The sequence below is a fragment of the Streptococcus oriscaviae genome (assembly GCF_018137985.1).
GTDB classification, from domain to species: Bacteria; Bacillota; Bacilli; order Lactobacillales; family Streptococcaceae; genus Streptococcus; species Streptococcus oriscaviae.
The window spans coordinates 1,285,328-1,306,647 of record NZ_CP073084.1; the positions used below are offsets into that span (position 1 = coordinate 1,285,328).

Below are 21,320 nucleotides of genomic sequence, written 5' to 3' on the forward strand. Positions count from 1 at the left end.
CGAACAGCTGAGTTTTTTGTCTGCTACCAAATCATCAGGCGATCTTCTTTGGCACGCCACATGCCATCCCCTTCTTGAACATTGAAGGTTTCGTGGAAATCATCAAAGTTTGGCAACTGAATGTTGGTGCGGAGCTTGGCCGGTGCATGAACATCGACACTTGCTAGCATTTGCATAAACTCTGGCCGGGCCTTCATCCGCCAAATCCGGGCAAAGTTGGTAAAGAATTCTTCTGCAGAATAGTCTGCCTCTGTCTTAGCAGCTTCTAAGGCCGCTGCAATACCACCTAAGTCTGCGATATTTTCAGAAACAGTTAACTTGCCATTGACTTTAGCCCCGTAAGAATCTTGGCCTTCAAACTGGTCAATCACTTTTTGAGTTCGCTCTTCAAAGGCTGCATAGTCTTCTTCTGTCCACCAGTTTTTCAGGCTGCCGTGTTCATCGAAGGCTGCTCCATTGGAGTCAAAGGCGTGGGAGATTTCGTGGGCAATGACCGCTCCAATCCCACCGTAGTTTGCAGATGAAGACTGCTCCAAGGAATAAAACGGCGCCTGCAAGATGGCCGCAGGAAAGACAATTAAATTCTTCTGCGGATTATAGTAGGCATTGACCATGTGGGCCGGCATGCCCCATTCCTTGATGTTGACTGGCTGATTCCACTTGCTCCAAGCATAGCGGATGTCCACCTTTGTCAATTCAATCGCATTCTCCACAAGGGATCTGCTTTCCTCCACAATCTTGTCATGGTAGCGGGCCGGCAATTCTTCTGGATAGCCAATGTAAGGCTTGATAACATTGAGTTTGACAATGGCCTTGTCACGGGTTTCTTTTGCCAACCAGTCTGCCGTTTCTAGGCGTGACTTGTAGACATCAATCATCTTGGCAACCTTGGCTTCCACATCCGCCTTGGCTTCTGGGGAGAATTTCTCACCTGCATACCAGAGTCCTAGAGCCTGACTGAAGAAGCCCTGAGCCAAGTTGTAGGCAGCCTTTTCCTTGCTCTGTGCCTGTGGTGTGCCAGAAAGAGCCCGGCCGTAGGCACCTGACAGAATGCGGATGTCATCAGACAGGAAGGCTGTGTAAGAATTTGTGGCCGCCAGAATCAGGTAAGCTTTAAGCAAGTCCTAGTTTTCAGGGCTATAAATCTCATTAGCAGCCTGCCAGAAGCGCTCTTCTGGAACGATAATCTTGTCTGGCACCTGTCCTAAAATCTCCTTGAAGAAGTCTGTCAGAGGCAGGTTGGATGCCAAGGCAGCAAAATCTTCCCACTTGTAAGGATGGTAGAGTTTAGCATATTCAGAGCCTTCTTCATTGGACAATACATACTTGGCAATGATCGCGTCCAAAGCCAAAATCTTATCCAAAAGGTCTGCAATTTCCTCGTCTGTGAAGCCAAATTTAGGTAAAAGAGCCTCTTGGCACTCCCTCCAAGTTTGGAGCAATTCCGCCCCTTTTTCATGCCCTTCTTCATAGTAGGTCGTATCTGGCAAAATCGTCGACAGACCAAAAGCCCAGAGGACATTGGTTGTCGCATCCATATAATCAGGCGACACCCCAAAGGGCATGAGGTTTGGTTTACCTGCCAACTCATATTCCGCTAGTTTGCTAGTAAACTCTTCAAAGGAAGCCAGGTTTTTGTACTCAGCAATCAAGGCCTGTGCTGGTTCTGCACCCAGACGGTCACGGGTGTCGTAGTCCGCCACTTGTCTGTGGAACTTGACAAAGTTCTGCAAAACGCTATCTTCTGGCGCATCTTGACCCGCCAACCAGTCATTGGTTTTTGCAATCATCAGCTTCTCAATATCATCTGCCAGATCCGTAAAGCCGCCTGTCCGAGGTTTATCATCAGGAATGACGGCTGTTTTAGCCCATTCGCCATTGACATATTCATAAAAATCATCTTGTAAACGTGTCATATCTTCTCCTTTCATGATACGTCCATCATATCAAAAAACGCTGGCAATTTCACTTGCCAGACTTGGTTTTCAAGGTATTTTTTAAGAAATGGCTGACGCAAAAAATCAGTAAGCAAACGACCGCGCAGGTTCCGGACATGGTTAAATCAAAGGTCCAGGCTAAGAGATAACCCAAACAAACATTTCCCAAAGCCACAACAAGCCCCAGAAAGAGCAATTGTCCAAAGGATTTTGACCAAGGCAGAGCTACCATAGAAGGCGCTACTAGAAATACGATAACCGTCATGGAGCCGATAGCCTCAAAAGATAGGACCGTCGTTAAGGATACTAGAAAGAGAATCAGCAATTGCAGTCCCTTGACCTTTATCCCTGACAGACGAGCCTGACGCTCATCAAAGAGAAAAAGTTTGAGCGGTTGATACACGAAAGCAAAGAAAGTGGCATTGATGAATAAAAGCAAAGCTGACTTAAAGAGGGCAACTGGTATAGATAGCCCCAGTATGTCTACTCGATGCAAGGGAGCAAAGAGCACCTCTCCCATCAACACCATATCCAAGTCCAGATGAACATTGCGAGCAAAGAGAGAAATCAATATCACTGCCAAGGCAAAGAAAAATGAAAAAATCAAGCCCGTAGCAGCATCATGATTGACTTTGCGGCTATGTAAGGCATCAATCCCCAACACACTCAGCACCCCAAACAAACTGGCTCCCATCATTAAAAGGGGCGAATCTAAGCTATGGCTGACAAAAAATCCTAGAACAATTCCCAACAAGACAGAGTGGGAGAGGGCGTCTGCCAACATGGACTGGTTGCGGAGCACCAAGATAGAGCCCATTAAACTGCAGGAGAAGGCAACCAGATAAAGAATCAGAAAGACTTCAAACACGGCTGTTCTCCTTTCTCACATAGGTGACATAAGCAAAAGCAAGCAACACACTGACCGACATACAGACAATGATGCTAGGCCCCGTCGACAAACCCGACACTACCGAGCTCATCCAAGTTCCTGCAAAAGCCGAACCCATGGCGATTAGAGCCGACAAGCCGAGGGTCTGACGATAGCTTTTCCCCAAGAGTAGGCCCCAGACCGCCGGAGCAATCAAAAAACTGCTCATCAATACCGCCCCGACCAACTTGAGCCCCACCGCTATCAGGCAAATCATCAAAAACATGCTCAATCGCTCCAACCATTTCACCCTTACGCCCACCAAACCCGCAAAAACGGCATCAAAAAGGAAAATCTTATACTGCTGGTAACAGGCAAAAAAGATACTGAGGCTTAGAAGGGATACGAGGCAAATCAAACCCACATCATCCAATTGGATAAAGGCTGCCTGACCAAACAAATAGGTCTGCAATCCTGCCTGACTAGCCCCTGCAAAGGCCTCGTGTCCCTGAATATAATTCTTTAAGACCATGCCAAGACCGAAAAAAGAAGCAGCAACTAGGGAGAGGGCGTTGACCAAGCTATGTTTGCCATCTTTGCATATCCACCGAACCAGACCATAAGAGAGATAACCCGCCAGCATAGCTCCCAACATCAGAAGGAAGGGATTGCGGGATTGAAAGACCATAAACGAAACGATGACTCCCGGATAAGAGGCGTGCCCCAGGCTATCTCCAATCAGGCTTTGCTTGGTCAGTACACTGATACTGCCAATCACGCTGGCGGCTAGCGCCAGAAAAATTGTACCCAAGGCTACCGTCCAAAAGGAATAGTCCCGTAAAATATCAAGCATGCATTAGACCTCCCTTTCCCTTCAAAAAGAGTTGGTCAGCTACCTCATAGGTAGCTTGGTAATAGTCTGCCTTTAAGACTTTCTCCATTGGCCCTGCTGCTACAATTGTACGATTGAGCCAGATGAGGTAATCAAAATAAGTATCCAAGGTGGACAAATCATGGTGGATGACCACAGAGGTCTTCCCTTCTTTCTGGAAATCCTTGAGGGTGTCCATGATGATGGTTTCTGTCAGCTGGTCAATGCCTGCCAAGGGCTCATCCATCAGATAGAGCTCTGCCTCTTGGGCCAAGGCCCGAGCAATAAACACTCGCTGGCGTTGTCCGCCCGATAGCTGGTCAATTTGTCTGTGGTGTAAATCCTGCAAATTCATCCGCTCCAGAGCGGCTTCCGTTAGCTCCTTGTCTATGCGGCTTGGAATCCTGAAAAAGCCCTTGATATGGGGGAAACGGCCCATAAGGACAATCTCAAATACCGTAGCCGGAAACTGCCAGTTGACCTGACTGGACTGAGGAATATAGGCTACCTTTTGCTCAATAATCTGGGCCAAGTTGTCCGATTGACCCAGCAACTCCAATTTGCCAGAAACCGGCTTTTCCAAGCCCAGTATCGCCTTCATCAAAGTTGATTTTCCGGCTCCGTTTGGCCCAACTATGGCCGCGCGACTCCCCGCCGGAATAGACAGGTGGACGGCATCCAGAGCTGTTCTGGTTCCATAAGCAACCTGCAAGCCTTCAATAGTCAGAGCTGCGGTCATGTCTTTTCTCCTTCTCTTTGTAAATGAAAGGGGAGCCAGCTAGCCGGCTCTTCCCTTATTTCAAGTGTTGAACAATCAGATTGACATTGTGTTTATACATGTCAATAAACGTGTCACCATCTTCTCCTTCTGGTGCAAGCGAGTCAGAGAAGAGTTCCTTCCCGTGCCCTGACACGACTTCTACTTGACCGCCCTTGGCTTTAACGGCCTCTTGCAGTTTTTCCATCCGCTCAGGGTTGGTTGTAGATTCAGTGAAAATGGCTTTAATCTGATGCTTGACAATCAGGTCAACCGTTTCAATCATATCGCTATTAGCCACCTCTGAATCGGTGCTAACACCTTGCGGTGCATAAAGGGTAAAGTCATAGCTAGAAGCAAAATAGTTAAAAGCATCGTGCGGTGTAACCAAGTAGCGGCTTTCTGCAGGAATTACACTCAATTCCTTGGCAATCCACTTGTCCAACTCATCCAACTGCGTCAAATAAGTCTTCGTGTTTTCTTTAACCATGTCCGCCTTAGCCGGAATAAGCTTTTGCAGTTCCTGAGAAGCAACTTCTACTGCCGACTTGTAAAGAGGGATTGAAAACCAGAAGTGAGGGTCAAGGATGGTTTCTCCATCTTCTTCCATGGTGTTGAGGTCGCTGTTCTTGATATTCTTTGTCACAGCAACACCCGACTGCTCCAGTGCCTCAATCATTTTTCCTTCAAAATGCAAGCCGTGGTACAATACCAAATCAGCTGTCTGAAGCTTCTTCAAGTCACTGGACTTGGCTACATAAACATGGGGATCCTCCCCAGCCGGAATGATCAACTCTCGATTGACCTCATCGCCTGCTAGCTGGTACACCATGTCGTAGAGAAAGGATGTGGTAACAGTGACTGTTGGTTTTTTATCTCCAACATTTTCTTTTTCAGATGGCTGACAGGCCACCAAGAGGACTGCTGATAAGAGAACAGTCAGTCCTGCAATGATTCGTTTTATCATGGATATCTCCTTTTGGAATGGTTATTTTAAAAGTTAAGCATACTTAATTTCAGTTTTAATATATATTAAAAAATTCTTTCTGTCAACCCTTTTATTGATTTTTTGATATAATATGGTAACAGAAAGGGAGATGACCATGACACCCAACAAAGAAGATTACCTCAAGTGCGTCCACGAACTCAGCCAGACTCATCAGAAAATGACCAACAAACAAATCGCTGAAAAAATGCAGGTTTCCGCCCCTGCAGTGTCAGAAATGATGAAAAAATTATTAGCAGAGCAACTCATTCTCAAAGACACAAACAGTGGCTATCTGCTCAGTCAAACCGGCCTTGAAATGGTAGCCAACCTCTACCGCAAACACCGGCTCATCGAGGTCTTTTTAGTGGAGCAATTGGGCTATTCCCCTGAGCAAGTGCATGAAGAAGCTGAAATTTTGGAACATACCGTTTCAGACCACTTTATCAACCGGCTGGATAGCTTCTTGGACTACCCGACCATCTGTCCGCACGGCGGCAGCATTCCCAAGGCTGGTCAGCTCCTGGTTGAACGCTACCAGACCACCCTTGCTAGCCTGAGGGAAGCCGGACATTACCAACTCGTTCGGATTCAGGACTACTACCAACTTCTCCAGTATCTAGAACAGCATGACCTTGCCATTCAAGATAAAATAGAAGTTGTCGCTCTTGATGACTTTTCCCAGACCGTGACTATCCAGTACAAGGGCAAGGAACTGGCTGTTCCCTTTGCCATTGCCCAGCAGCTCTATGTTGAAGCAGTATAAAACCAGCCCCCAAAAACGGTGCTGGTTTTTTTCTATACTTGGAACACAGGGTGACAAAGACCCGAGCCCTACTTATTCTTGGTGTCGAGTACAATAGTGACTGGCCCGTCATTAACTAGGTCGATCTGCATGTCTGCCCCAAAAACACCTGTTTGGACAGGAACGGCTTGAGCCAGTAGCTGGTTGAGCTGCTGATAGAGGGTGTTTGCTCTATCTGGAGAAGCCGCGCCGATAAAGGCAGGTCGGTTGCCTTTCTTGGTGTCCGCAAAGAGGGTGAACTGGGAGATGGACAAAATAGCCCCTCCCACATCCTGAACCGAGCGATTCATCTTGCCCTCATCATCGGCAAAAATCCGCATATTGATAATCTTGCGAGCGGCGTAGGCCAAATCTTCTTCTCCATCATTAGGGCCAACTCCCACTAGGAGAACCAGGCCTTGTTCAATCTGGCCTTTGATGTCGCCTTCAATACTGACAGATGCCCGTGCCACACGTTGTATTACAATTTTCATCTTTTATCCATTGGTCCTTTTCACTGAATAGACTTCTGGTACGGACTTGATCTTATCCACCAGACTGGTCAAGGTCGCCAAGTTGGAAATCCCGAAAGAAACATGGATTGTCGCAAACTTCATGTCCTTGGTTGGCTGGGCGTTGACAGAAGAAATGTTCTTGCTGGCATTTGTCAAGACCTTGAGGACATCATTGAGCAAACCAGAACGATTGAGCCCGTAAATGTCAATGTTGGCCATGTATTCCTTATTGGAATTGTCGTCTTCCCAGCTGACGTCAATTAGACGGACTTCGTAGCTCTCTTGGCTCTTGAGGTTCATGCAGTCAACCCGGTGGACAGCCACGCCGCGACCCTTGGTAATATAACCGACAATCTCATCTCCTGGTACTGGGTTACAGCATTTGGCTATCCGAATCAGGAGGCCAGACGCCCCTTCAATCACAACTCCGCCTTCGTGGCGGATTTTAAGGCTGTCCTTATTTTCGTGCTTGACTTCACCGCCCTTGACCAACTCGTCTGCGACGGCCTTAGCCTTGGCCCGTTCAGCTTCACGACGCTCTTTTTCAGTCAGGCGGTTATAGATGGACACGGCAGATACTTCCCCAAAACCAACTGCCGCAAAAAGGGCTTCATCTGTCTTGTAGCTGGTTTTTTGGAGTACCTCGTCCATGTGTTTGCGGTCAAGGTACTGGTTGGGAACATAGCCGTTTTCTAAAAGCAGATTCTGAATCAGGTCGCGTCCTTTAGAAACGGATAATTCCTTATCCTGATTTTTGAAGAATTGGCGAATTTTGTTACGGGCCTTATGGGTCTTGACCAGGTTGACCCAATCGCGACTCGGGCCAAAAGAGTTGGCACTGGTGATGATTTCTACCTGATCCCCTGTCTTGAGTTTGGTTGTCAGGGGAACCATGCGCCCATTGACCTTGGCACCTGTCGCCCGTTCACCGACTTTGGTATGAATTTCATAGGCAAAGTCAATCGGCACCGAATCCTTGGGCAGCTCGCGAACGGCTCCGTCGGGTGTAAAGACGTAGATTCTTTCTGTAAAAATATCCTCTTTAACCGAGTCTACAAAAGATTGAGCATCCCCTGCTTCTGCCTGCAGCTCTATCAGATTGTGAATCCATTTAAGTTCTTTTTGCTTGGCAACTGCCTTGCCACCACGTTTGTAGGCCCAGTGAGCAGCAACCCCGTATTCAGCGACCTGGTGCATTTCTGCCGTCCGAATCTGGAACTCGATCGGCCCTTTCGGCCCATAAACGGTCGTATGGATGGACTGGTAACCGTTGGCTTTGGGGCTAGCGATATAATCCTTAAAACGTCCGGGCATTGGCCGCCAGAGTTCATGGATATAGCCCAACATAGCGTAAACATCGCTCGGGGTTTCCATGATGCAGCGGATGGCAATGAGGTCATAGAGTTGATCAAACCGCTTCTTCTTGTCGTGCATTTTGCGGTAGATAGAGTAGATATGCTTAGGACGACCGTACACTTGGCCGTAGAGGTTACGCTCCGCTGCGTACTCGCGAATCTTGTCAACGACTTCATTGACCAAGGCTTCCCGCTCCCTACGCTTTTCACTCATCATGCGGGTAATCTTATAGAACTCCACCTCATTGAGATAGCGAAAGGCCATGTCTTCCAATTCCCACTTGACAGAGGAAATCCCCAGACGGTGGGCCAAGGGAGCGTAAATCTCCATTGTTTCACGCGAAATGCGCTCTTGTTTATCTGGTCGAAGATGTTTTAGGGTGCGCATATTGTGAAGACGGTCTGCTAGTTTCACCAAAATGACGCGCATATCCTTAGACATGGCAATTAGCATCTTGCGATGGTTTTCTGCCAGCTGCTCTTCATGGGATTTGTACTCTACCTTACCCAGCTTGGTGACGCCATCCACAATCATACGAACATCTGGACCGAACTCCGCTTCCATCTCATCCAGACTAATCTCGGTATCTTCTACAACATCATGGAGAAAGCCGCAAGCTACCGTGACCGCATCCAATTGAAGCCCCGCCAGAATCCCTGCTACTTGAATCGGGTGAACAATATAAGGTTCCCCTGACTTACGAATCTGTCCTTTGTGGGCCTCGACCGCATAGTCAAGCGCTTTTTGCACAAAGACAACATCTTCTTCTGGCAGATATTGAGCTGTCAGCGCAACGACGTCCTCTCCTGTTAAATTGATTTCTTTCATTGATTTCCCCTCATATCCAACTGTTTCCTACTATTTTACCACTTTCACCGAAAAAGAAAAAGGGTGATTCCTCACAACCCTTGTAAACAGGTGCTTTTCTGGTTTCTATCCCCCCTGACTCGCCATCCAATACTTCACGAGGCATTGATGTTTTCGCTTTCAAGCTGTATAATAGTTTTTGCAAGATTATACAACCGGAGGTTATTTATGAAATCCCAATTTAGCAAGTGCACCCTAGCGCTGAGTCTGGCCCTCTTGGCATCTGCCAATGCAGGAATCATCCATGCCAATGAAGTGACTACTGAACAACCGAGCCAGCCTAGCACCAGTCTCGAAACTAGTCCAAGCATAAGCGAAACGAGCAACCCTAGCAGCAGTACAACTGCAACAGAAACAACCGAAACCAGTCAGCCTAGCACCGAAACTACTGCTGTCACAAGCCCTAGCACAGAAGCAGCCACAGCAGAAATAACCCCTCAGGCTCTTACCGAAACTAGCCAACCCGTAGAAGGGCAGTCTGTCGATGTACGCATCCTAGCAACAACCGACCTCCATACCAACTTGGTCAACTATGATTACTATCAGGATAAACCTGTTGAAACACTAGGCTTGGCCAAAACAGCCGTCTTAATTGAAGAAGCTAAACAGGAGAATCCAAACGTCATCATGGTAGACAACGGCGACACCATTCAAGGAACTCCTCTGGGCAACTATAAATCCATCGTCGACCCGATTGAAGAAGGTGAACAACACCCTATGTACGCGGCCCTTGGCACGCTTGGTTTTGACGCCGGAACACTCGGAAACCACGAGTTCAACTACGGACTTGACTACCTGAGAAAAGTCATTGCCACTGCAGGTATGCCTCTGGTAAATGCCAATGTTATCAACCCGACGACACAGGATTTTGCCTACCAACCTTACACGATTATTCAAAAACAATTTACAGACACCGCCGGTAAAACGGTCAACCTGAATGTCGGGATTACAGGGATTGTACCCCCACAAATCCTCAACTGGGACAAGGCCTACTTGGAAGGCAAGGTGATTGTTCGCGATGCTGTTGAGGCTGTTCGTGACATCGTTCCCGTCATTCGTGAAAAAGGCGCAGACATCGTTTTGGTTCTTTCTCACTCTGGTATCGGAGATGACCAATACGAAGTTGGTGAGGAAAATGTCGGCTACCAAATCGCAAGCCTGGCTGGAGTTGATGCGGTCATCACAGGCCATTCCCACGCAGAATTTCCAGGAACAGCAGCAAAACCAAGCTTCTATGCCAAATACGCCGGTGTGGATGACACCACTGGTAAAATCAACGGAACCCCTGTCACTATGGCTGGTAAATATGGCGACCACCTAGGAGTTATTGACCTCAGCCTAACTTACACAGACGGAAAATGGACAACAACAGCAAGCAAGGCCGCTATCCGCAAGATTGACACCAAGTCTTCTGTGGCCGACAGCCGCATTGTTGACCTCGCCCAAGAAGCCCACAACGAAACCATCAAATACGTCCGCCAACAAGTCGGCGTAACAACCGCTCCAATCAACAGCTTCTTTGCCCTAGTGCAAGACGACCCATCTGTTCAAATCGTCAACAATGCCCAAATCTGGTATGCCAAACAGCAGCTAGCAGGTACTCCTGAAGCAAATCTGCCTATCCTTTCTGCCGCTGCCCCATTCAAGGCCGGCACCCGAGGCGACGCCTCGGCCTATACAGACATCCCAGCAGGTCCGATTGCCATTAAAAACGTTGCCGACCTCTATCTCTATGATAATGTTGCAGCTATTTTGAAGATCAACGGTGCCCAACTCAAAGAATGGTTGGAAATGTCTGCTGGACAATTCAACCAGATTGACCCACAGGCCACAGAACCACAAAACCTCATCAACACAGATTTTCGTACTTACAACTTCGACGTGATTGACGGCGTAACCTACCAGTACGACATCACTCAGCCAAACAAATACGACCGCAGCGGCAAGCTGGTCAATGAAAGCGCCAGCCGTGTCCGCAACCTGCAATACATGGGACAAGCTGTCACAGCAGACCAAGAATTTATCGTTGTAACCAATAACTATCGTACCAACGGCACCTTCCCTGGCGTCCGCGAAGCATCACTCAATCGTCTGCTCAATCTTGAAAATCGCCAAGCCATCATCAACTACATCATCGCTGAAAAGGTCATCAACCCGACAGCAGACAACAACTGGACCTTCACTAACAGTATCAAGGGCCTTGACCTGCGCTTTTTGACCGCTGACCGTGCCAAAGGCTTGATTGGCAACCAAGAAAGCATTATCTACCTGCAAGCTTCAACGGCAAACGAAGGCTTTGGCGAGTTCCGCTTTGTCTATACTGAGCCTAAGCCTATTCAGTTAACACCGAATACCGACCAAACCATCATTCTGTCATCTGGTCAACGGGTTACCTTGCCTGCCGATACACCTGCTCCAAGCACCAGCAAGCAAACCCTACCTAACACTGGTGAAACCCAGTCTATCCTCAGCCTCATTGGTTTGACCCTAATTGGCTTTGTCGGAAAATGGAGCAAGAAAAAAGAACACTAAAATCAGCAAGGGTTTTGGGGGCCAATAACAACAAAATAACCCAAAACTATCTATTCCATTACATTAAAAACGAACAACAATCGGTTCCTAGAAAAAGGAATCTAATCGTTGTTCGTTTTTTGATTTATCTTAAAAAATAAGTCCATATCACCGCAACAAGCACGGCCGGCAACATATTGGCCACTCGGATTTTCCTATCCCAAACGATATTGACACCGACACAAAAAATCAAGCTGGAGCCAATCAGAGAAAGGTTAGAAAGAGCCTGCGCAGTCATAAGTGGTTCAATAAGATGAGCCATCACGGTAATCAGCCCTTGAAAAAGAAAGACTGGTACCGCTGAAAAACCTGCTCCCTTTCCCAAACTAGAGGTCATGATGAAAATGATGATAAAGTCCAAAATGCTTTTGACCACCAGCAGCTGATAATCTCCTGTCAAACCATCCTGAATAGAGCCGATAATAGCCATCGCCCCGATACAGACGGTCAGCGAAGCGGTCAAAAAGGCATCTAAAAACTGAGAGTCCTGACCATTTCCAGACTTTTCCCGCAACCAAATGCCCAATCGTTCAAACCAGCCCTCAATATGAAGCACCTCGCCTATCAAGGTTCCAAGAGATAGACTCACGACCAAGAGCATCCCGTTCTGACTGCTCAAACGACCGCCCGCCACCGCTAGCAATCCTTCCAGCGTACCAGCCATCCCAAGAAATAAAATAGCAATCCCACTAGCCATGGTCAAACCAGACTGATGCCGTTCCTTGAGGAGGTGACCAAACCAGACCCCTAAAAAGCCAGCCAACGCAATGGCCAGCGTATTGATAATGGTTCCCAAAGCAAACATGGATTTACCTCAACAATTCCATCGCGTAGCTAATAGCAGATAAAGCATAAAGCGGAGCGGTTTCTGCTCGTAAGATACGAGGACCTAGACCTGTTTTGACTGCTCCTGCTCCTTCAAAAGCAGCCACTTCCTCAGGCGACACGCCGCCTTCTGGGCCGATGATAACGAGGACCGATTGGCCAACTTGTAAACCAGACAAGATTTTCACCAGGTTAGCTTGTTCGCCTTCCTTAGCGGCTTCTTCGTAAGCCAGAATAATCTGGTCAAATCCTGCTAGTTGGGCTAGGAAATCCGCTTTTTTCTCAAATAAACGAACAGCTGGAATGCGATTGCGTTTGCTTTGCTCGGCTGCTCCTTGAGCAATTTTTTCCAACTTCTCTGCTTTTTTAGCCAGTTTTTTACCATCCCATTTGACCACAGACCAGTCAGCTGGAAAGGCCCAAAGGGCTGCCATACCTAATTCTGTTGCCTTTTGGGAGACAAATTCTAGCTTATCCCCCTTGGGAAAGCCCATGGCAATGGTGACGGAAACAGGCAATTCAACATTGTCTGCAAATTCTTCGATGATTTCAACAGACTGGCTCTGGCTATCCACCACACGCGCCAAGCGTTTAATACCGTCGTCAAAGACCAAAACAATTTGGTCACCTGCCTGTAGGCGCATGACAGAAAACATGTGCTTGGCAGTATCCTTATCGCTAATCTGGAAAATGCCCTGCGGCGCTCTGCCATTGACAAAATACTGCTGCATCCTAGCCTCCAATCACGCCTGAGCGGTCAGCCGTCTTCTTAAAGACGCAGCAATTCCACTCACCCTGAATCATGTGGGTCTCAAGGAAGAAGCCAGCCGCTTCCGCAGATGCTCGCACCATGTCCCACTTATCCGCGATGATGCCGCTCATAATCAGGTAGCCTTCGTCCTTGACCAGACGGTAGGCATCCTCGGTCAGATGAATGAGAATGTCCGCCAAGATGTTGGCAACGATGACTTCCGCTTCAATGTCAACACCACGTAAAAGGTCACCTGCTGCGACATGAATATTGCTAGTATTGGCGTTAAGGTCAATATTTTCCTGAGCTACACGCACCGCCACCTCATCCAAGTCATAGGCATAAATCTCCTTGGCACCCAAGAGGGAGCTAGCAATGGAAAGGACGCCTGAACCTGTGCCAACGTCAATAACCGTTTCACCACCACGCAGGACCTGAGAAAGAGCAAAAAGGCTCATCTTAGTGGTCGGGTGGGTTCCTGTACCGAAAGCCATGCCTGGATCCAGGCGGATAATTTTCTCACCTGCAGTCACCTCATAGTCCGTCCAAGACGGCACAATGGTCAAATCGTGGGTGATGCGGGATGGCTCATAGTATTTCTTCCAGTTGTCCGCCCAGTCTTCCTCTGCCAATTCCTGACTTTCTAAGCTAATCTGACCTGTTTCCAAGCCAAATCCTGTCAAATCCGCCAAGCGAGTAGCTAAAACTGCCTTGATTTCCTCAATATCCAAAGTGTCAGGATAGTAGGCCGTAATGGCAATCATGTCTGACTGCTCCACCTCGGGATAGAGTTCACCAAAACGATCCTCCTGCCCCACATAGTCAGCTGAATCGCTAATAGCCACTCCCTGACTGCCCGTTTCAATCATGAGATTTGAAACTGCCTCTTCTGCATCACGATGAACGTGAATCGTTAATTCTTGCCATGAGTTCATGTTTGTTTTCCTTTTCTACTCTATATCAACTAATTTAAAAATACTTTTACCAATAACTGTAATAATATTTTTTCTCAATTGTTGTTCTAATTCCGAGTCAATTCCGCAATTGTTAACAAACCTATCTTCAAAAGTTGTATACAGACGTCTCACTCGAATTGGATTTCCGGCATCAAAATTTTCAACATAGTGGTAAATGATTATCGGAACACCACGCTCTAATGAACATTTTGCTACTTTTTCCCAAAGATAGCTATCTGTCTGTCCCAATGATGCTCCATAAATAATGAGAATATCTGAATTTTTGATAATTTGTTCGTTTCTAATATCTAGATTTTCACGAACTCCTGAGAGACTCAAATTTTTTATTAAAAATTCTTTCTGCTCCTCAGAAAATTCATCCGATAGCTGTTCTGAATTACTGACACCAAGGATTGTGTTCAATTCTAAACTTCCATGGCAGTGAATCGGTTTTCTCACAATAAAATTATACGTTGAACTTGAACTAGACCGATAGTTGTTCTTATATGTATCCTTCGACTTCTCAAATAATTTATCTAATACATTAGTATAATTTAATGTCATTAAATTAACAATGTCATGTTCAAACCTATTTTCATCGAAAAGTTTAGTAATTAGTGGCTGATTTAGGTTGGGTAAATCACTAATTAAGCGGTTGAATGTCTCTCCAAAATCAATAATTTTTTGTTCATATTCAAATGACTTTTGAACATCACTTAAATAAAATCGTAAATCATCAATTACATCAGATAAATCATTAATAAACTTTTCTTTTGCATCATTGGTCTTAGTAATCTCTTCATTATCCCTAGTCAATTTTCCAATCGATAACTCAAAGTCTGACCAGTTCTCATAATCATTCACTTTGTCCTTGAAAAGGGCTTCATATATAAAGTTTGAATAGTCATTTTTCTCTTTCTTATTTTGATAAATTTCATTTTGAAATTCATAAAAGTTTTTATACTTTGTTTTTAGACCATATTGTATATCTAATCCGTTTCCAACAATATAAGTAATGTACATTTCCCCTCCAAAGTATTTTCTCATCCATTATTACAAATTGTATACAATTTTATTTAAAATTATTGTACCGATTTCTAGCCCATTTTACAAGTTAATGTTATGATAAACTAATGGTCATCATAGCTTTTGCAAGCTTACTTGTAAATATGCTTGGTTTGATCATTACAACCATCGTAACCATGCTAGATAAAAAATAGACCGCCCCAGATTTCAAGCTGGCGGTCTATTTTGTCCAAAAGCTGAACCATCGTTATGGTCCTACTGGGCGTTGAGCTGGAACTCAGCGCCTTTTCTATTTTTATAATAGCAAAAATTTCACTTGCAGTCAAGCAAGAGAGAAAACAGAATGTCAAATAGAATCTATTACCCTCAATTCTATACCAACTGCGCCGTACTGTTCTAATTGTTCTCGTGAATAGTAAACTTCCATATCTTCTGGTTTCGCCTCTCCGACATTGCTTTTCGTATACCCACAAGACAACAAATCCAGTTCTCGATATAACTGGGTAAAATTATCAAATATATGAATGTCTAGCACTTCTGTTTTCAGCACCTTAGCCTGATTTTCTGTACAATAAAAATGGATGCCATCTCCAATTTGTATATGCTTGCGCTTCTCGTCATAAAGTCGTAGTTCAGTGGTCTTCTGACCAGACTTCATCATTTCAAAAGGTTTTGGAGCCAATAACATTTCATGAACCATCTCAATACCTCGGATATGGGTAAAATTCCCCTTCCACCAATTCTGCTCTGCCTTTTTCAAAAGCCTCTCCGTCCCAAGCAATGGCAAACTCTTGGGCTTCTGGGTCCGCCAAAAAGTCCATGAGTTCATCTAGACCTTGGTCGGCGGTGTCCTTGAGAAAGTCTGCGAAATAGGTCAGAAACTCGGCTGAAAAGCCCTTCTTGGCGTCAAATGGCAGAGCGACCAGGTAGTCTTCCTCGTCAAAGCGAGACTTGTCCTGATTGTAGAAAAGGACATACTCCTCCAGGAAAATATCCTCCGCAGACGCATTGCCTTCGTCGTCCACCGTTTCGATCCCAGCCACATTTTGCGCTTCCAAGATAAAAGCCAATTCAACAGCGTGGTTCTTCTTGTCCCAGTTGAGCTCGTAATCATAAGTAAAATGTTTGTCCAGTGCTGCTTCCAGCACATCTAAAAAGCCATGTTTCGCCATTCTATTTCCTCTTTTCTATAAATTCCAATAAATTTATTTCTCGCCCGTATTTGACGGAAGCCCGCTCGTCTTTCTCCAAAATGGACTTGGTTAAATCTAGTTGATTTACCGCTGCTAAGGCTACAGCATAGTGAATAACATCAGCTAGTTCTTCTGCTAGACAAGCAGAGCTGTCTTCTTCGCCGTCCATCATCTTGCGGCCTGCACGCTTGTTCAGCAGCTCTGCCACTTCACCAATTTCTTCCACTAATTTCATAAAGAGACTTTGCTCTGGAACTGTCGTCCCATAGTGGTCACGCAAGTATTCTTCCAAAACACTCACCGTCAACTCCGCCATCTTCGTTTCTCTCCAAATCCTAAAATTGTAGTATAATGATTATACCATAAATGCACTGAAAGGAAGCCTATGCCAGCCAATCTCGCCCTTCGTATGCGGCCCAAATCCATTGATGAGGTAATCGGTCAGGAGCACCTGGTCGGTCCTGGAAAGATTATCCGCCGCATGATTGATGCCAATATGCTGTCGTCCATGATTCTCTACGGTCCGCCAGGGATTGGCAAGACCTCGATTGCGTCCGCCATTGCTGGCACGACCAAGTATGCCTTTCGGACCTTTAATGCCACGACAGATAACCAAAAACGCCTGCAGGAAATCGCTGAGGAAGCTAAATTTTCTGGCGGTCTGGTTCTCATGCTCGATGAGATCCACCGCCTCAACAAGACCAAACAGGACTTTCTACTTCCTCTCTTGGAAAATGGCAATATTATCATGATTGGGGCAACGACTGAAAATCCCTTCTTCTCAATTCTGCCTGCCATTCGCAGTCGGGTGCAGATTTTTGAATTGCAGCCTTTGCAAACCAGCCACATCCGACAAGCCTTGGAACTAGCTCTGACAGACACCGAACGCGGTTTTGATTTCCCCGTCACCATTGAGCCTGAGGCTCTGGATTTTCTGGCAAATGCTACCAACGGCGACCTGCGTGCCGCTTACAATTCGCTGGAATTAGCTGTGCTTTCCACCAAGGAAAGCGACGACGGTAGCCGCCACATTGACCTAGACGCTGTGGAAAATAGCCTGCAAAAGTCCTACATCAGCATGGACAAGAACGGCGATGCCCATTACGACATCCTCTCGGCCCTGCAGAAATCCATTCGGGGGAGTGATGTCAATGCTAGCCTCCACTATGCCGCTCGTTTGATTGAGGCAGAAGACCTGCCTAGTCTGGCTCGTCGCTTGACGGTCATTGCCTATGAAGACATCGGATTGGCCAATCCAGAGGCACAGATTCATACCGTGACAGCCCTTGAAGCGGCCCAGAAAATCGGATTTCCAGAAGCCCGGATTTTGATTGCCAATGTAGTCATTGATTTGGCCCTTTCTCCAAAATCCAATTCTGCCTATCTGGCTATGGACGCGGCCCTAGCTGATTTGCGGAAAAACGGTCATCTGCCTATTCCCAATCACCTGCGGGATGGCCACTATGCTGGCAGCAAGGAGCTGGGAAATGCCATTGGCTACCAGTATCCACATGCCTATCCTGAAAAATGGGTAGACCAGCAATACCTGCCCGACAAGTTACTTCATGCGGACTACTTTACCGCCAACGACACTGGGAAATACGAGCGGGCCTTGGGTTTGACCCAAGAAAAAATCAAAAAATTACAAAAAAATCGGCAGAAAAACAACTGAGAACAGGGGGTTGTCTGACAACGCTTCCATTTTTTGTACGATTTTCTCTTGATTTTTATCCAAAATGTGGTAAGATAAAATCAGAAATAAGAACTGCTGTGGTATACGAATTCATACCTATGTGTTGACCGACTATTTTTGTATTACTAGGGAGACAAAGATCTTTTGACAGTATGCAGGCTGGCACACCCAGAAGCAACTAAGTCAGAAACACGTCACCCACCTGCTTTTAGCGTGCGGGATCAATACAATCTTTGAATAACCGGTACCAATACAGCATTTTTCTTTCCCTTCCTTAGCTCAGTTGGTAGAGCAGTGGACTCTTAATCCATGGGTCGAAGGTTCGAGTCCTTCAGGGAGGATAATTCGATATCTCCTTAAGCCTTGTCCTGCAAGGCTTTTTCTTGTTTTTGAAGGAAATTTGGTCAAAATTTGGTCAAAAACTCTTTTTCTTAAAATCATCTTTGAATAACTAACAATTCTCTTATTTCCTGAAAACCTTCTTTTTCAATTTCCTGTAATAAATGACCATAGGTTTCCATTAGCTGCTGAATATCTTTATGACCTAAGATTTTAGCTACCACCCAAATATCAACTTTCTTAGCTAATAAATAACTTCCATAGCTATGCCTTCCACTATAAGCAGTCAACTTATAGTCACAGCCCATACCTGCTAACACTTTATTTAAATACTTACTAATAGCTGTACTTGTTGGAACTCCATATAACCAATCAAAAAATACCAATTTTTCAGGATTAGTTACCCCTTTTTCTGACAAAATCCGTTCTTGTTTATGCTGTAAAAGTTTTAAAATAGTAGCCAACTCAGCACTCATCGGAACTACTCTCTCTGACCACTTATTTTTTGAAGGATAAAAACTATTGCTATCTCCTGAATAGCGACGATAAGTCTTTATGACCATCTTTTCAAAATCAATATCAGGCCAACATAAACCTGCTCCCTCTCCCGGACGAAAACCAGTTGTGAAGTACAAATATAATAGCACCGGTGTAACTGAGTCACTTTCAGAAATACGCTTTTTCAACTCAATTAGCAATCTTTCATATTCTTCCATACTTCTAATATGTTTGTCGGCAGCCTTTTTTCTACTTGTTTCACCTTCAAAAACGATTTCCTCAGTGAAATTAGTAAGTAACGCGCCATCACGTTGAGCCATCACTAAAACAGATTGAACAACTTTATTAAAACGTCTAACTTGATCTACTAAGACTCTGCTACAATAGTCATTTATAAACTTTTGGTATTGACTATGCGTTATTTCAGTTACAGGCATATCTCCAAAATTTTCCTTAATGACTTTGCCACGTTGAATATGCTTATCTTTAGATGATTTTGCTAATTTACTTGGTACAATTATCAACTCATGCCACTTGAGCCACAATTCGTACAAAGTAGCTTTTGGTGTAAAAACATTCGTCAAAAGCAATTTTCTTTCAATTTCAACCGCATTATACATAGCTTCTCTCTTGGTTTTAAACCCTGAATCAAAAGCTATTACACAACCTTTTTTATCAAATACTCTATAATCCCAAAGTTTATGTTTACCTCTTTTTCTATATGATATAGACACTTCTTCTCCTTTCCAATCAAGGAGTTTATCCCTGATAGTATATCACATTTATTTAAACAACAATATTGACGCAAAGTTTTCTTCAAAATATTTTCGTGTTCTGGATGCCAAAAATCTGTATGGACTACCTTTTCTTATTGGGTATAATACAAACCCGTTCTTGTTTCGTTCAATGTCCATTTCATCTTTAAAACGCGGATTTAACAAAATTTCGTTAATCAGTGTGCTGCGACTAATGCTCAATAACTCTAATACATCATCAACAACCCACCAACGCCCTTCCTCAGACTTGGCCAGCAATTCTAAGTACTCTTCTTTATCCATCACTACCAGATTTTCTGGTACAGGTATTGATACATTGAATACCTGACTTTGTTTTAATTTTTGCTTTTCTAATAATGCTCCCATATAATTCCTCTTTCTATTATCCGAACAAAATCTCACATCGATAAGCCGATGTCGGTTGGTTTTACCGAACAAAACCTCGCCCAGGTAGCCAACTTTTTCGATTCTATTCCGAACATTCGATAGATGTTAAAAACAAAAAAATAAAGCAAGCCACAAAGCAGTGACTTGCTTCTCTATTATCCAAACAAAATCTCACATCGATAAGCCGACATTGGCAGATTTTCCCGAACAAACCCTTGTCCAGGTAGCCAACTTTTTCGATTCTATTCCGAACATTCCTATCTATGACCAATTACATAAGAAAGGGTTCTTGCAGTTGAGGCATCAATAACCCTATAATTAACCATACCCAGACCTTTAAGATTGGCTTCTGAAATCAAGATAGAACCATCTGACTTCACATCTTCCACAAAAGCTACATGTCCATATGTAGGATCTGATATTAACTCATACGGACTGAAAGAAATAGCAGCATGTTTCGTAGGTACATGTGTCACTACATATCCTGCTTTAAACTTCCAATCTCCACCATTGCCCATATACGGATCAAAGTGAATACCAAATGTTTTAGCTCGATTAAACACAAACCAAGTACATTGACCCCACGGATACGATTGTGCAATATACCCGTTAATATCAATTGGACTATCCAATGTATAGCCACTAGGTAAGTCAAGTGTTATTTCACCCGGATTAGCGACTCCAGTTCCTCTAACAGTATTTCTACTTAGAGGAGCTTGCGGAGTACCACCATTCGCGTTGATAAAATCATCAACTCGCTTCATGACCTCGGCTCTACGTTTTCCACTGCCAGAAGTGTCTGTAAAATACAGACCACCTTCTGTGCTTACATTTAAGCTGCCGCTAGCATGTTTTCTAGCCTTATCATCTTGTACCTTGAAAGACTCATTTTTATTTGCCTTCAATGTAACCTTAGCAAGCTCGACAATCGCTATCTTGTCATTATAATTTGCCGCATTTTCCGGATTGCTATCAAAAGCACCATAGCCGAACATGTTAGCCCCGGGCAAACGAGCTACTCCAGCAGTACCAAAGCCGGATTCCATCTGTGCCATAGCCACGATAGCTCGGACATCCACACCACTCTCACGCTCCCACTCCAAAAGCAAACGACCATTGATACGGCTCTTATCATAATCAATACCAGTTGAGGCCAAATAACCATCTAACTGAGTAGCAGTAATACCAAAACGCTTAACGAAAAGATTATGTGTATATGGATCACCCGTAGACCAACTGTTGGTATATTCCGAGGTGTCCGAACGGCCAGATGAAAACAACATCAAAATAATTACAGGCAAAATCAAAGGGAATAATACCAAACAACATACAAAAAACTTAGCTAATCTTTTCTTGCTTTTCATG

At 44.9% G+C, this 21,320-nt stretch carries 20 protein-coding genes, 1 tRNA gene, 1 other RNA gene and 1 pseudogene; 6 read left to right on the top strand and 17 right to left on the bottom strand.

Annotated features, from left to right (window positions below; all coding sequences use genetic code 11):
* Positions 1–23: 23 nt before the first annotated feature.
* From INT76_RS06590 to INT76_RS06610, 5 genes and pseudogenes are all read right to left on the bottom strand, one after another.
* Positions 24–1,916, bottom strand: a pseudogene (locus INT76_RS06590) (M13 family metallopeptidase).
* Positions 1,917–1,965: 49 nt separating this feature from the next.
* Positions 1,966–2,805, bottom strand: coding sequence for a metal ABC transporter permease (locus tag INT76_RS06595; RefSeq protein ID WP_212569704.1), 840 nt, complete (start codon positions 2,803–2,805; stop codon positions 1,966–1,968).
* A complete protein-coding gene (locus tag INT76_RS06600; protein WP_212569705.1) occupies positions 2,798–3,658 on the bottom strand; it encodes a metal ABC transporter permease in 861 nt (286 codons plus the stop codon). Before INT76_RS06600 ends, INT76_RS06595 begins: the two co-directional genes overlap by 8 nt.
* Complete coding sequence (locus tag INT76_RS06605; protein WP_212569706.1) at positions 3,651–4,415, bottom strand: metal ABC transporter ATP-binding protein; 765 nt, start codon at positions 4,413–4,415, stop codon at positions 3,651–3,653. Before INT76_RS06605 ends, INT76_RS06600 begins: the two co-directional genes overlap by 8 nt.
* A gap of 55 nt (positions 4,416–4,470) precedes the next feature.
* Positions 4,471–5,400 carry a metal ABC transporter solute-binding protein, Zn/Mn family gene (locus INT76_RS06610; RefSeq protein ID WP_428843972.1) on the bottom strand — a complete coding sequence of 310 codons (930 nt, stop codon included), beginning with the start codon at positions 5,398–5,400 and terminating at the stop codon, positions 4,471–4,473.
* Between the two features lie 136 nt (positions 5,401–5,536).
* Between INT76_RS06610 and INT76_RS06615 the strand changes: the two genes are divergently transcribed.
* Positions 5,537–6,184, top strand: a complete 648-nt coding sequence (locus INT76_RS06615; RefSeq protein WP_212569707.1) for a metal-dependent transcriptional regulator — start codon at positions 5,537–5,539, stop codon at positions 6,182–6,184.
* 68 nt (positions 6,185–6,252) lie between these two features.
* Here INT76_RS06615 and dtd read toward each other — a convergent pair whose 3' ends face one another.
* Together dtd and INT76_RS06625 are read right to left on the bottom strand one after the other, a co-directional pair.
* A complete protein-coding gene (dtd, locus tag INT76_RS06620; RefSeq protein WP_212569708.1) occupies positions 6,253–6,696 on the bottom strand; it encodes a D-aminoacyl-tRNA deacylase in 444 nt (147 codons plus the stop codon).
* Between the two features lie 3 nt (positions 6,697–6,699).
* The gene (locus INT76_RS06625) at positions 6,700–8,901 is read right to left on the bottom strand and encodes a RelA/SpoT family protein (RefSeq protein ID WP_212569709.1); all 2,202 of its coding nucleotides are present in this window, start codon (positions 8,899–8,901) and stop codon (positions 6,700–6,702) included.
* A 207-nt stretch (positions 8,902–9,108) separates the two neighbouring features.
* Here INT76_RS06625 and INT76_RS06630 point away from each other — a divergent pair, with 207 nt between their 5' ends.
* Positions 9,109–11,472, top strand: coding sequence for a bifunctional 2',3'-cyclic-nucleotide 2'-phosphodiesterase/3'-nucleotidase (locus INT76_RS06630; protein ID WP_212569710.1), 2,364 nt, complete (start codon positions 9,109–9,111; stop codon positions 11,470–11,472).
* Between the two features lie 124 nt (positions 11,473–11,596).
* Here the strand turns inward: INT76_RS06630 and INT76_RS06635 are convergent, their stop codons facing one another.
* The 4 genes from INT76_RS06635 to INT76_RS06650 are packed head-to-tail and all read right to left on the bottom strand — an operon-like array spanning position 11,597 to position 15,066.
* A complete protein-coding gene (locus INT76_RS06635) occupies positions 11,597–12,316 on the bottom strand; it encodes a DUF554 domain-containing protein (protein WP_212569711.1) in 720 nt (239 codons plus the stop codon).
* A gap of 4 nt (positions 12,317–12,320) precedes the next feature.
* A complete protein-coding gene (locus tag INT76_RS06640; protein WP_212569712.1) occupies positions 12,321–13,067 on the bottom strand; it encodes a 16S rRNA (uracil(1498)-N(3))-methyltransferase in 747 nt (248 codons plus the stop codon).
* 1 nt (position 13,068) lies between these two features.
* Entirely contained in the window at positions 13,069–14,022 is a 954-nt protein-coding gene (gene prmA / locus INT76_RS06645; RefSeq protein WP_212569713.1) for a 50S ribosomal protein L11 methyltransferase, read from the bottom strand.
* A 15-nt stretch (positions 14,023–14,037) separates the two neighbouring features.
* A complete protein-coding gene (locus INT76_RS06650; protein WP_212569714.1) occupies positions 14,038–15,066 on the bottom strand; it encodes an AbiH family protein in 1,029 nt (342 codons plus the stop codon).
* Positions 15,067–15,176: 110 nt separating this feature from the next.
* Between INT76_RS06650 and INT76_RS11245 the strand changes: the two genes are divergently transcribed.
* Positions 15,177–15,263: a hypothetical protein gene (locus tag INT76_RS11245; protein WP_428843989.1), complete on the top strand. Its 87-nt coding sequence runs from the start codon at positions 15,177–15,179 to the stop codon at positions 15,261–15,263.
* A 152-nt stretch (positions 15,264–15,415) separates the two neighbouring features.
* Here the strand turns inward: INT76_RS11245 and INT76_RS06655 are convergent, their stop codons facing one another.
* From INT76_RS06655 to INT76_RS06665, 3 genes are read right to left on the bottom strand one after another with little or no spacing between them, the layout of a single operon-like run.
* Positions 15,416–15,769 carry an ASCH domain-containing protein gene (locus INT76_RS06655; protein ID WP_212569715.1) on the bottom strand — a complete coding sequence of 118 codons (354 nt, stop codon included), beginning with the start codon at positions 15,767–15,769 and terminating at the stop codon, positions 15,416–15,418.
* Between the two features lies 1 nt (position 15,770).
* Positions 15,771–16,241, bottom strand: coding sequence for a DUF3013 family protein (locus tag INT76_RS06660; RefSeq protein WP_212569716.1), 471 nt, complete (start codon positions 16,239–16,241; stop codon positions 15,771–15,773).
* Position 16,242: 1 nt separating this feature from the next.
* On the bottom strand, positions 16,243–16,578 hold the full coding sequence (locus INT76_RS06665; RefSeq protein WP_172018567.1) for a MazG nucleotide pyrophosphohydrolase domain-containing protein: 336 nt from the start codon (positions 16,576–16,578) through the stop codon (positions 16,243–16,245).
* 69 nt (positions 16,579–16,647) lie between these two features.
* Between INT76_RS06665 and INT76_RS06670 the strand changes: the two genes are divergently transcribed.
* The 3 genes from INT76_RS06670 to INT76_RS06680 all read left to right on the top strand — a co-directional run bounded on the left by INT76_RS06670 (position 16,648) and on the right by INT76_RS06680 (position 18,296).
* Positions 16,648–17,934: a replication-associated recombination protein A gene (locus INT76_RS06670; protein ID WP_212569717.1), complete on the top strand. Its 1,287-nt coding sequence runs from the start codon at positions 16,648–16,650 to the stop codon at positions 17,932–17,934.
* 90 nt (positions 17,935–18,024) lie between these two features.
* Positions 18,025–18,218: non-coding RNA, 6S RNA (gene ssrS / locus INT76_RS06675), on the top strand.
* Between the two features lie 5 nt (positions 18,219–18,223).
* Positions 18,224–18,296, top strand: a tRNA-Lys gene (locus INT76_RS06680).
* A 96-nt stretch (positions 18,297–18,392) separates the two neighbouring features.
* Here INT76_RS06680 and INT76_RS06685 read toward each other — a convergent pair.
* The 3 genes from INT76_RS06685 to INT76_RS06695 form a co-directional block, all read right to left on the bottom strand.
* Positions 18,393–19,526, bottom strand: coding sequence for a site-specific integrase (locus INT76_RS06685; RefSeq protein WP_212569718.1), 1,134 nt, complete (start codon positions 19,524–19,526; stop codon positions 18,393–18,395).
* A 48-nt stretch (positions 19,527–19,574) separates the two neighbouring features.
* Entirely contained in the window at positions 19,575–19,934 is a 360-nt protein-coding gene (locus INT76_RS06690) for a DUF771 domain-containing protein (protein ID WP_212569719.1), read from the bottom strand.
* Between the two features lie 278 nt (positions 19,935–20,212).
* Entirely contained in the window at positions 20,213–21,319 is a 1,107-nt protein-coding gene (locus INT76_RS06695) for a CHAP domain-containing protein (protein WP_212569720.1), read from the bottom strand.
* Position 21,320: the final 1 nt, after the last annotated feature.

What these genes read in the sequence shown, in the direction of transcription:
- INT76_RS06600 (WP_212569705.1), bottom strand. Translation starts at nt 3,658, where the DNA reads ATGCTTGATATTTTACGGGACTATTCCTTTTGGACGGTAGCCTTGGGT.
- INT76_RS06605 (WP_212569706.1), bottom strand. Translation starts at nt 4,415, where the DNA reads ATGACCGCAGCTCTGACTATTGAAGGCTTGCAGGTTGCTTATGGAACC.
- INT76_RS06610 (WP_428843972.1), bottom strand. Translation starts at nt 5,400, where the DNA reads ATGATAAAACGAATCATTGCAGGACTGACTGTTCTCTTATCAGCAGTC.
- INT76_RS06615 (WP_212569707.1), top strand. Translation starts at nt 5,537, where the DNA reads ATGACACCCAACAAAGAAGATTACCTCAAGTGCGTCCACGAACTCAGC.
- dtd (WP_212569708.1), bottom strand. Translation starts at nt 6,696, where the DNA reads ATGAAAATTGTAATACAACGTGTGGCACGGGCATCTGTCAGTATTGAA.
- INT76_RS06625 (WP_212569709.1), bottom strand. Translation starts at nt 8,901, where the DNA reads ATGAAAGAAATCAATTTAACAGGAGAGGACGTCGTTGCGCTGACAGCT.
- INT76_RS06630 (WP_212569710.1), top strand. Translation starts at nt 9,109, where the DNA reads ATGAAATCCCAATTTAGCAAGTGCACCCTAGCGCTGAGTCTGGCCCTC.
- INT76_RS06635 (WP_212569711.1), bottom strand. Translation starts at nt 12,316, where the DNA reads ATGTTTGCTTTGGGAACCATTATCAATACGCTGGCCATTGCGTTGGCT.
- INT76_RS06640 (WP_212569712.1), bottom strand. Translation starts at nt 13,067, where the DNA reads ATGCAGCAGTATTTTGTCAATGGCAGAGCGCCGCAGGGCATTTTCCAG.
- prmA (WP_212569713.1), bottom strand. Translation starts at nt 14,022, where the DNA reads ATGAACTCATGGCAAGAATTAACGATTCACGTTCATCGTGATGCAGAA.
- INT76_RS06650 (WP_212569714.1), bottom strand. Translation starts at nt 15,066, where the DNA reads ATGTACATTACTTATATTGTTGGAAACGGATTAGATATACAATATGGT.
- INT76_RS11245 (WP_428843989.1), top strand. Translation starts at nt 15,177, where the DNA reads ATGGTCATCATAGCTTTTGCAAGCTTACTTGTAAATATGCTTGGTTTG.
- INT76_RS06655 (WP_212569715.1), bottom strand. Translation starts at nt 15,769, where the DNA reads ATGGTTCATGAAATGTTATTGGCTCCAAAACCTTTTGAAATGATGAAG.
- INT76_RS06660 (WP_212569716.1), bottom strand. Translation starts at nt 16,241, where the DNA reads ATGGCGAAACATGGCTTTTTAGATGTGCTGGAAGCAGCACTGGACAAA.
- INT76_RS06665 (WP_172018567.1), bottom strand. Translation starts at nt 16,578, where the DNA reads ATGGCGGAGTTGACGGTGAGTGTTTTGGAAGAATACTTGCGTGACCAC.
- INT76_RS06670 (WP_212569717.1), top strand. Translation starts at nt 16,648, where the DNA reads ATGCCAGCCAATCTCGCCCTTCGTATGCGGCCCAAATCCATTGATGAG.
- INT76_RS06690 (WP_212569719.1), bottom strand. Translation starts at nt 19,934, where the DNA reads ATGGGAGCATTATTAGAAAAGCAAAAATTAAAACAAAGTCAGGTATTC.
- INT76_RS06695 (WP_212569720.1), bottom strand. Translation starts at nt 21,319, where the DNA reads ATGAAAAGCAAGAAAAGATTAGCTAAGTTTTTTGTATGTTGTTTGGTA.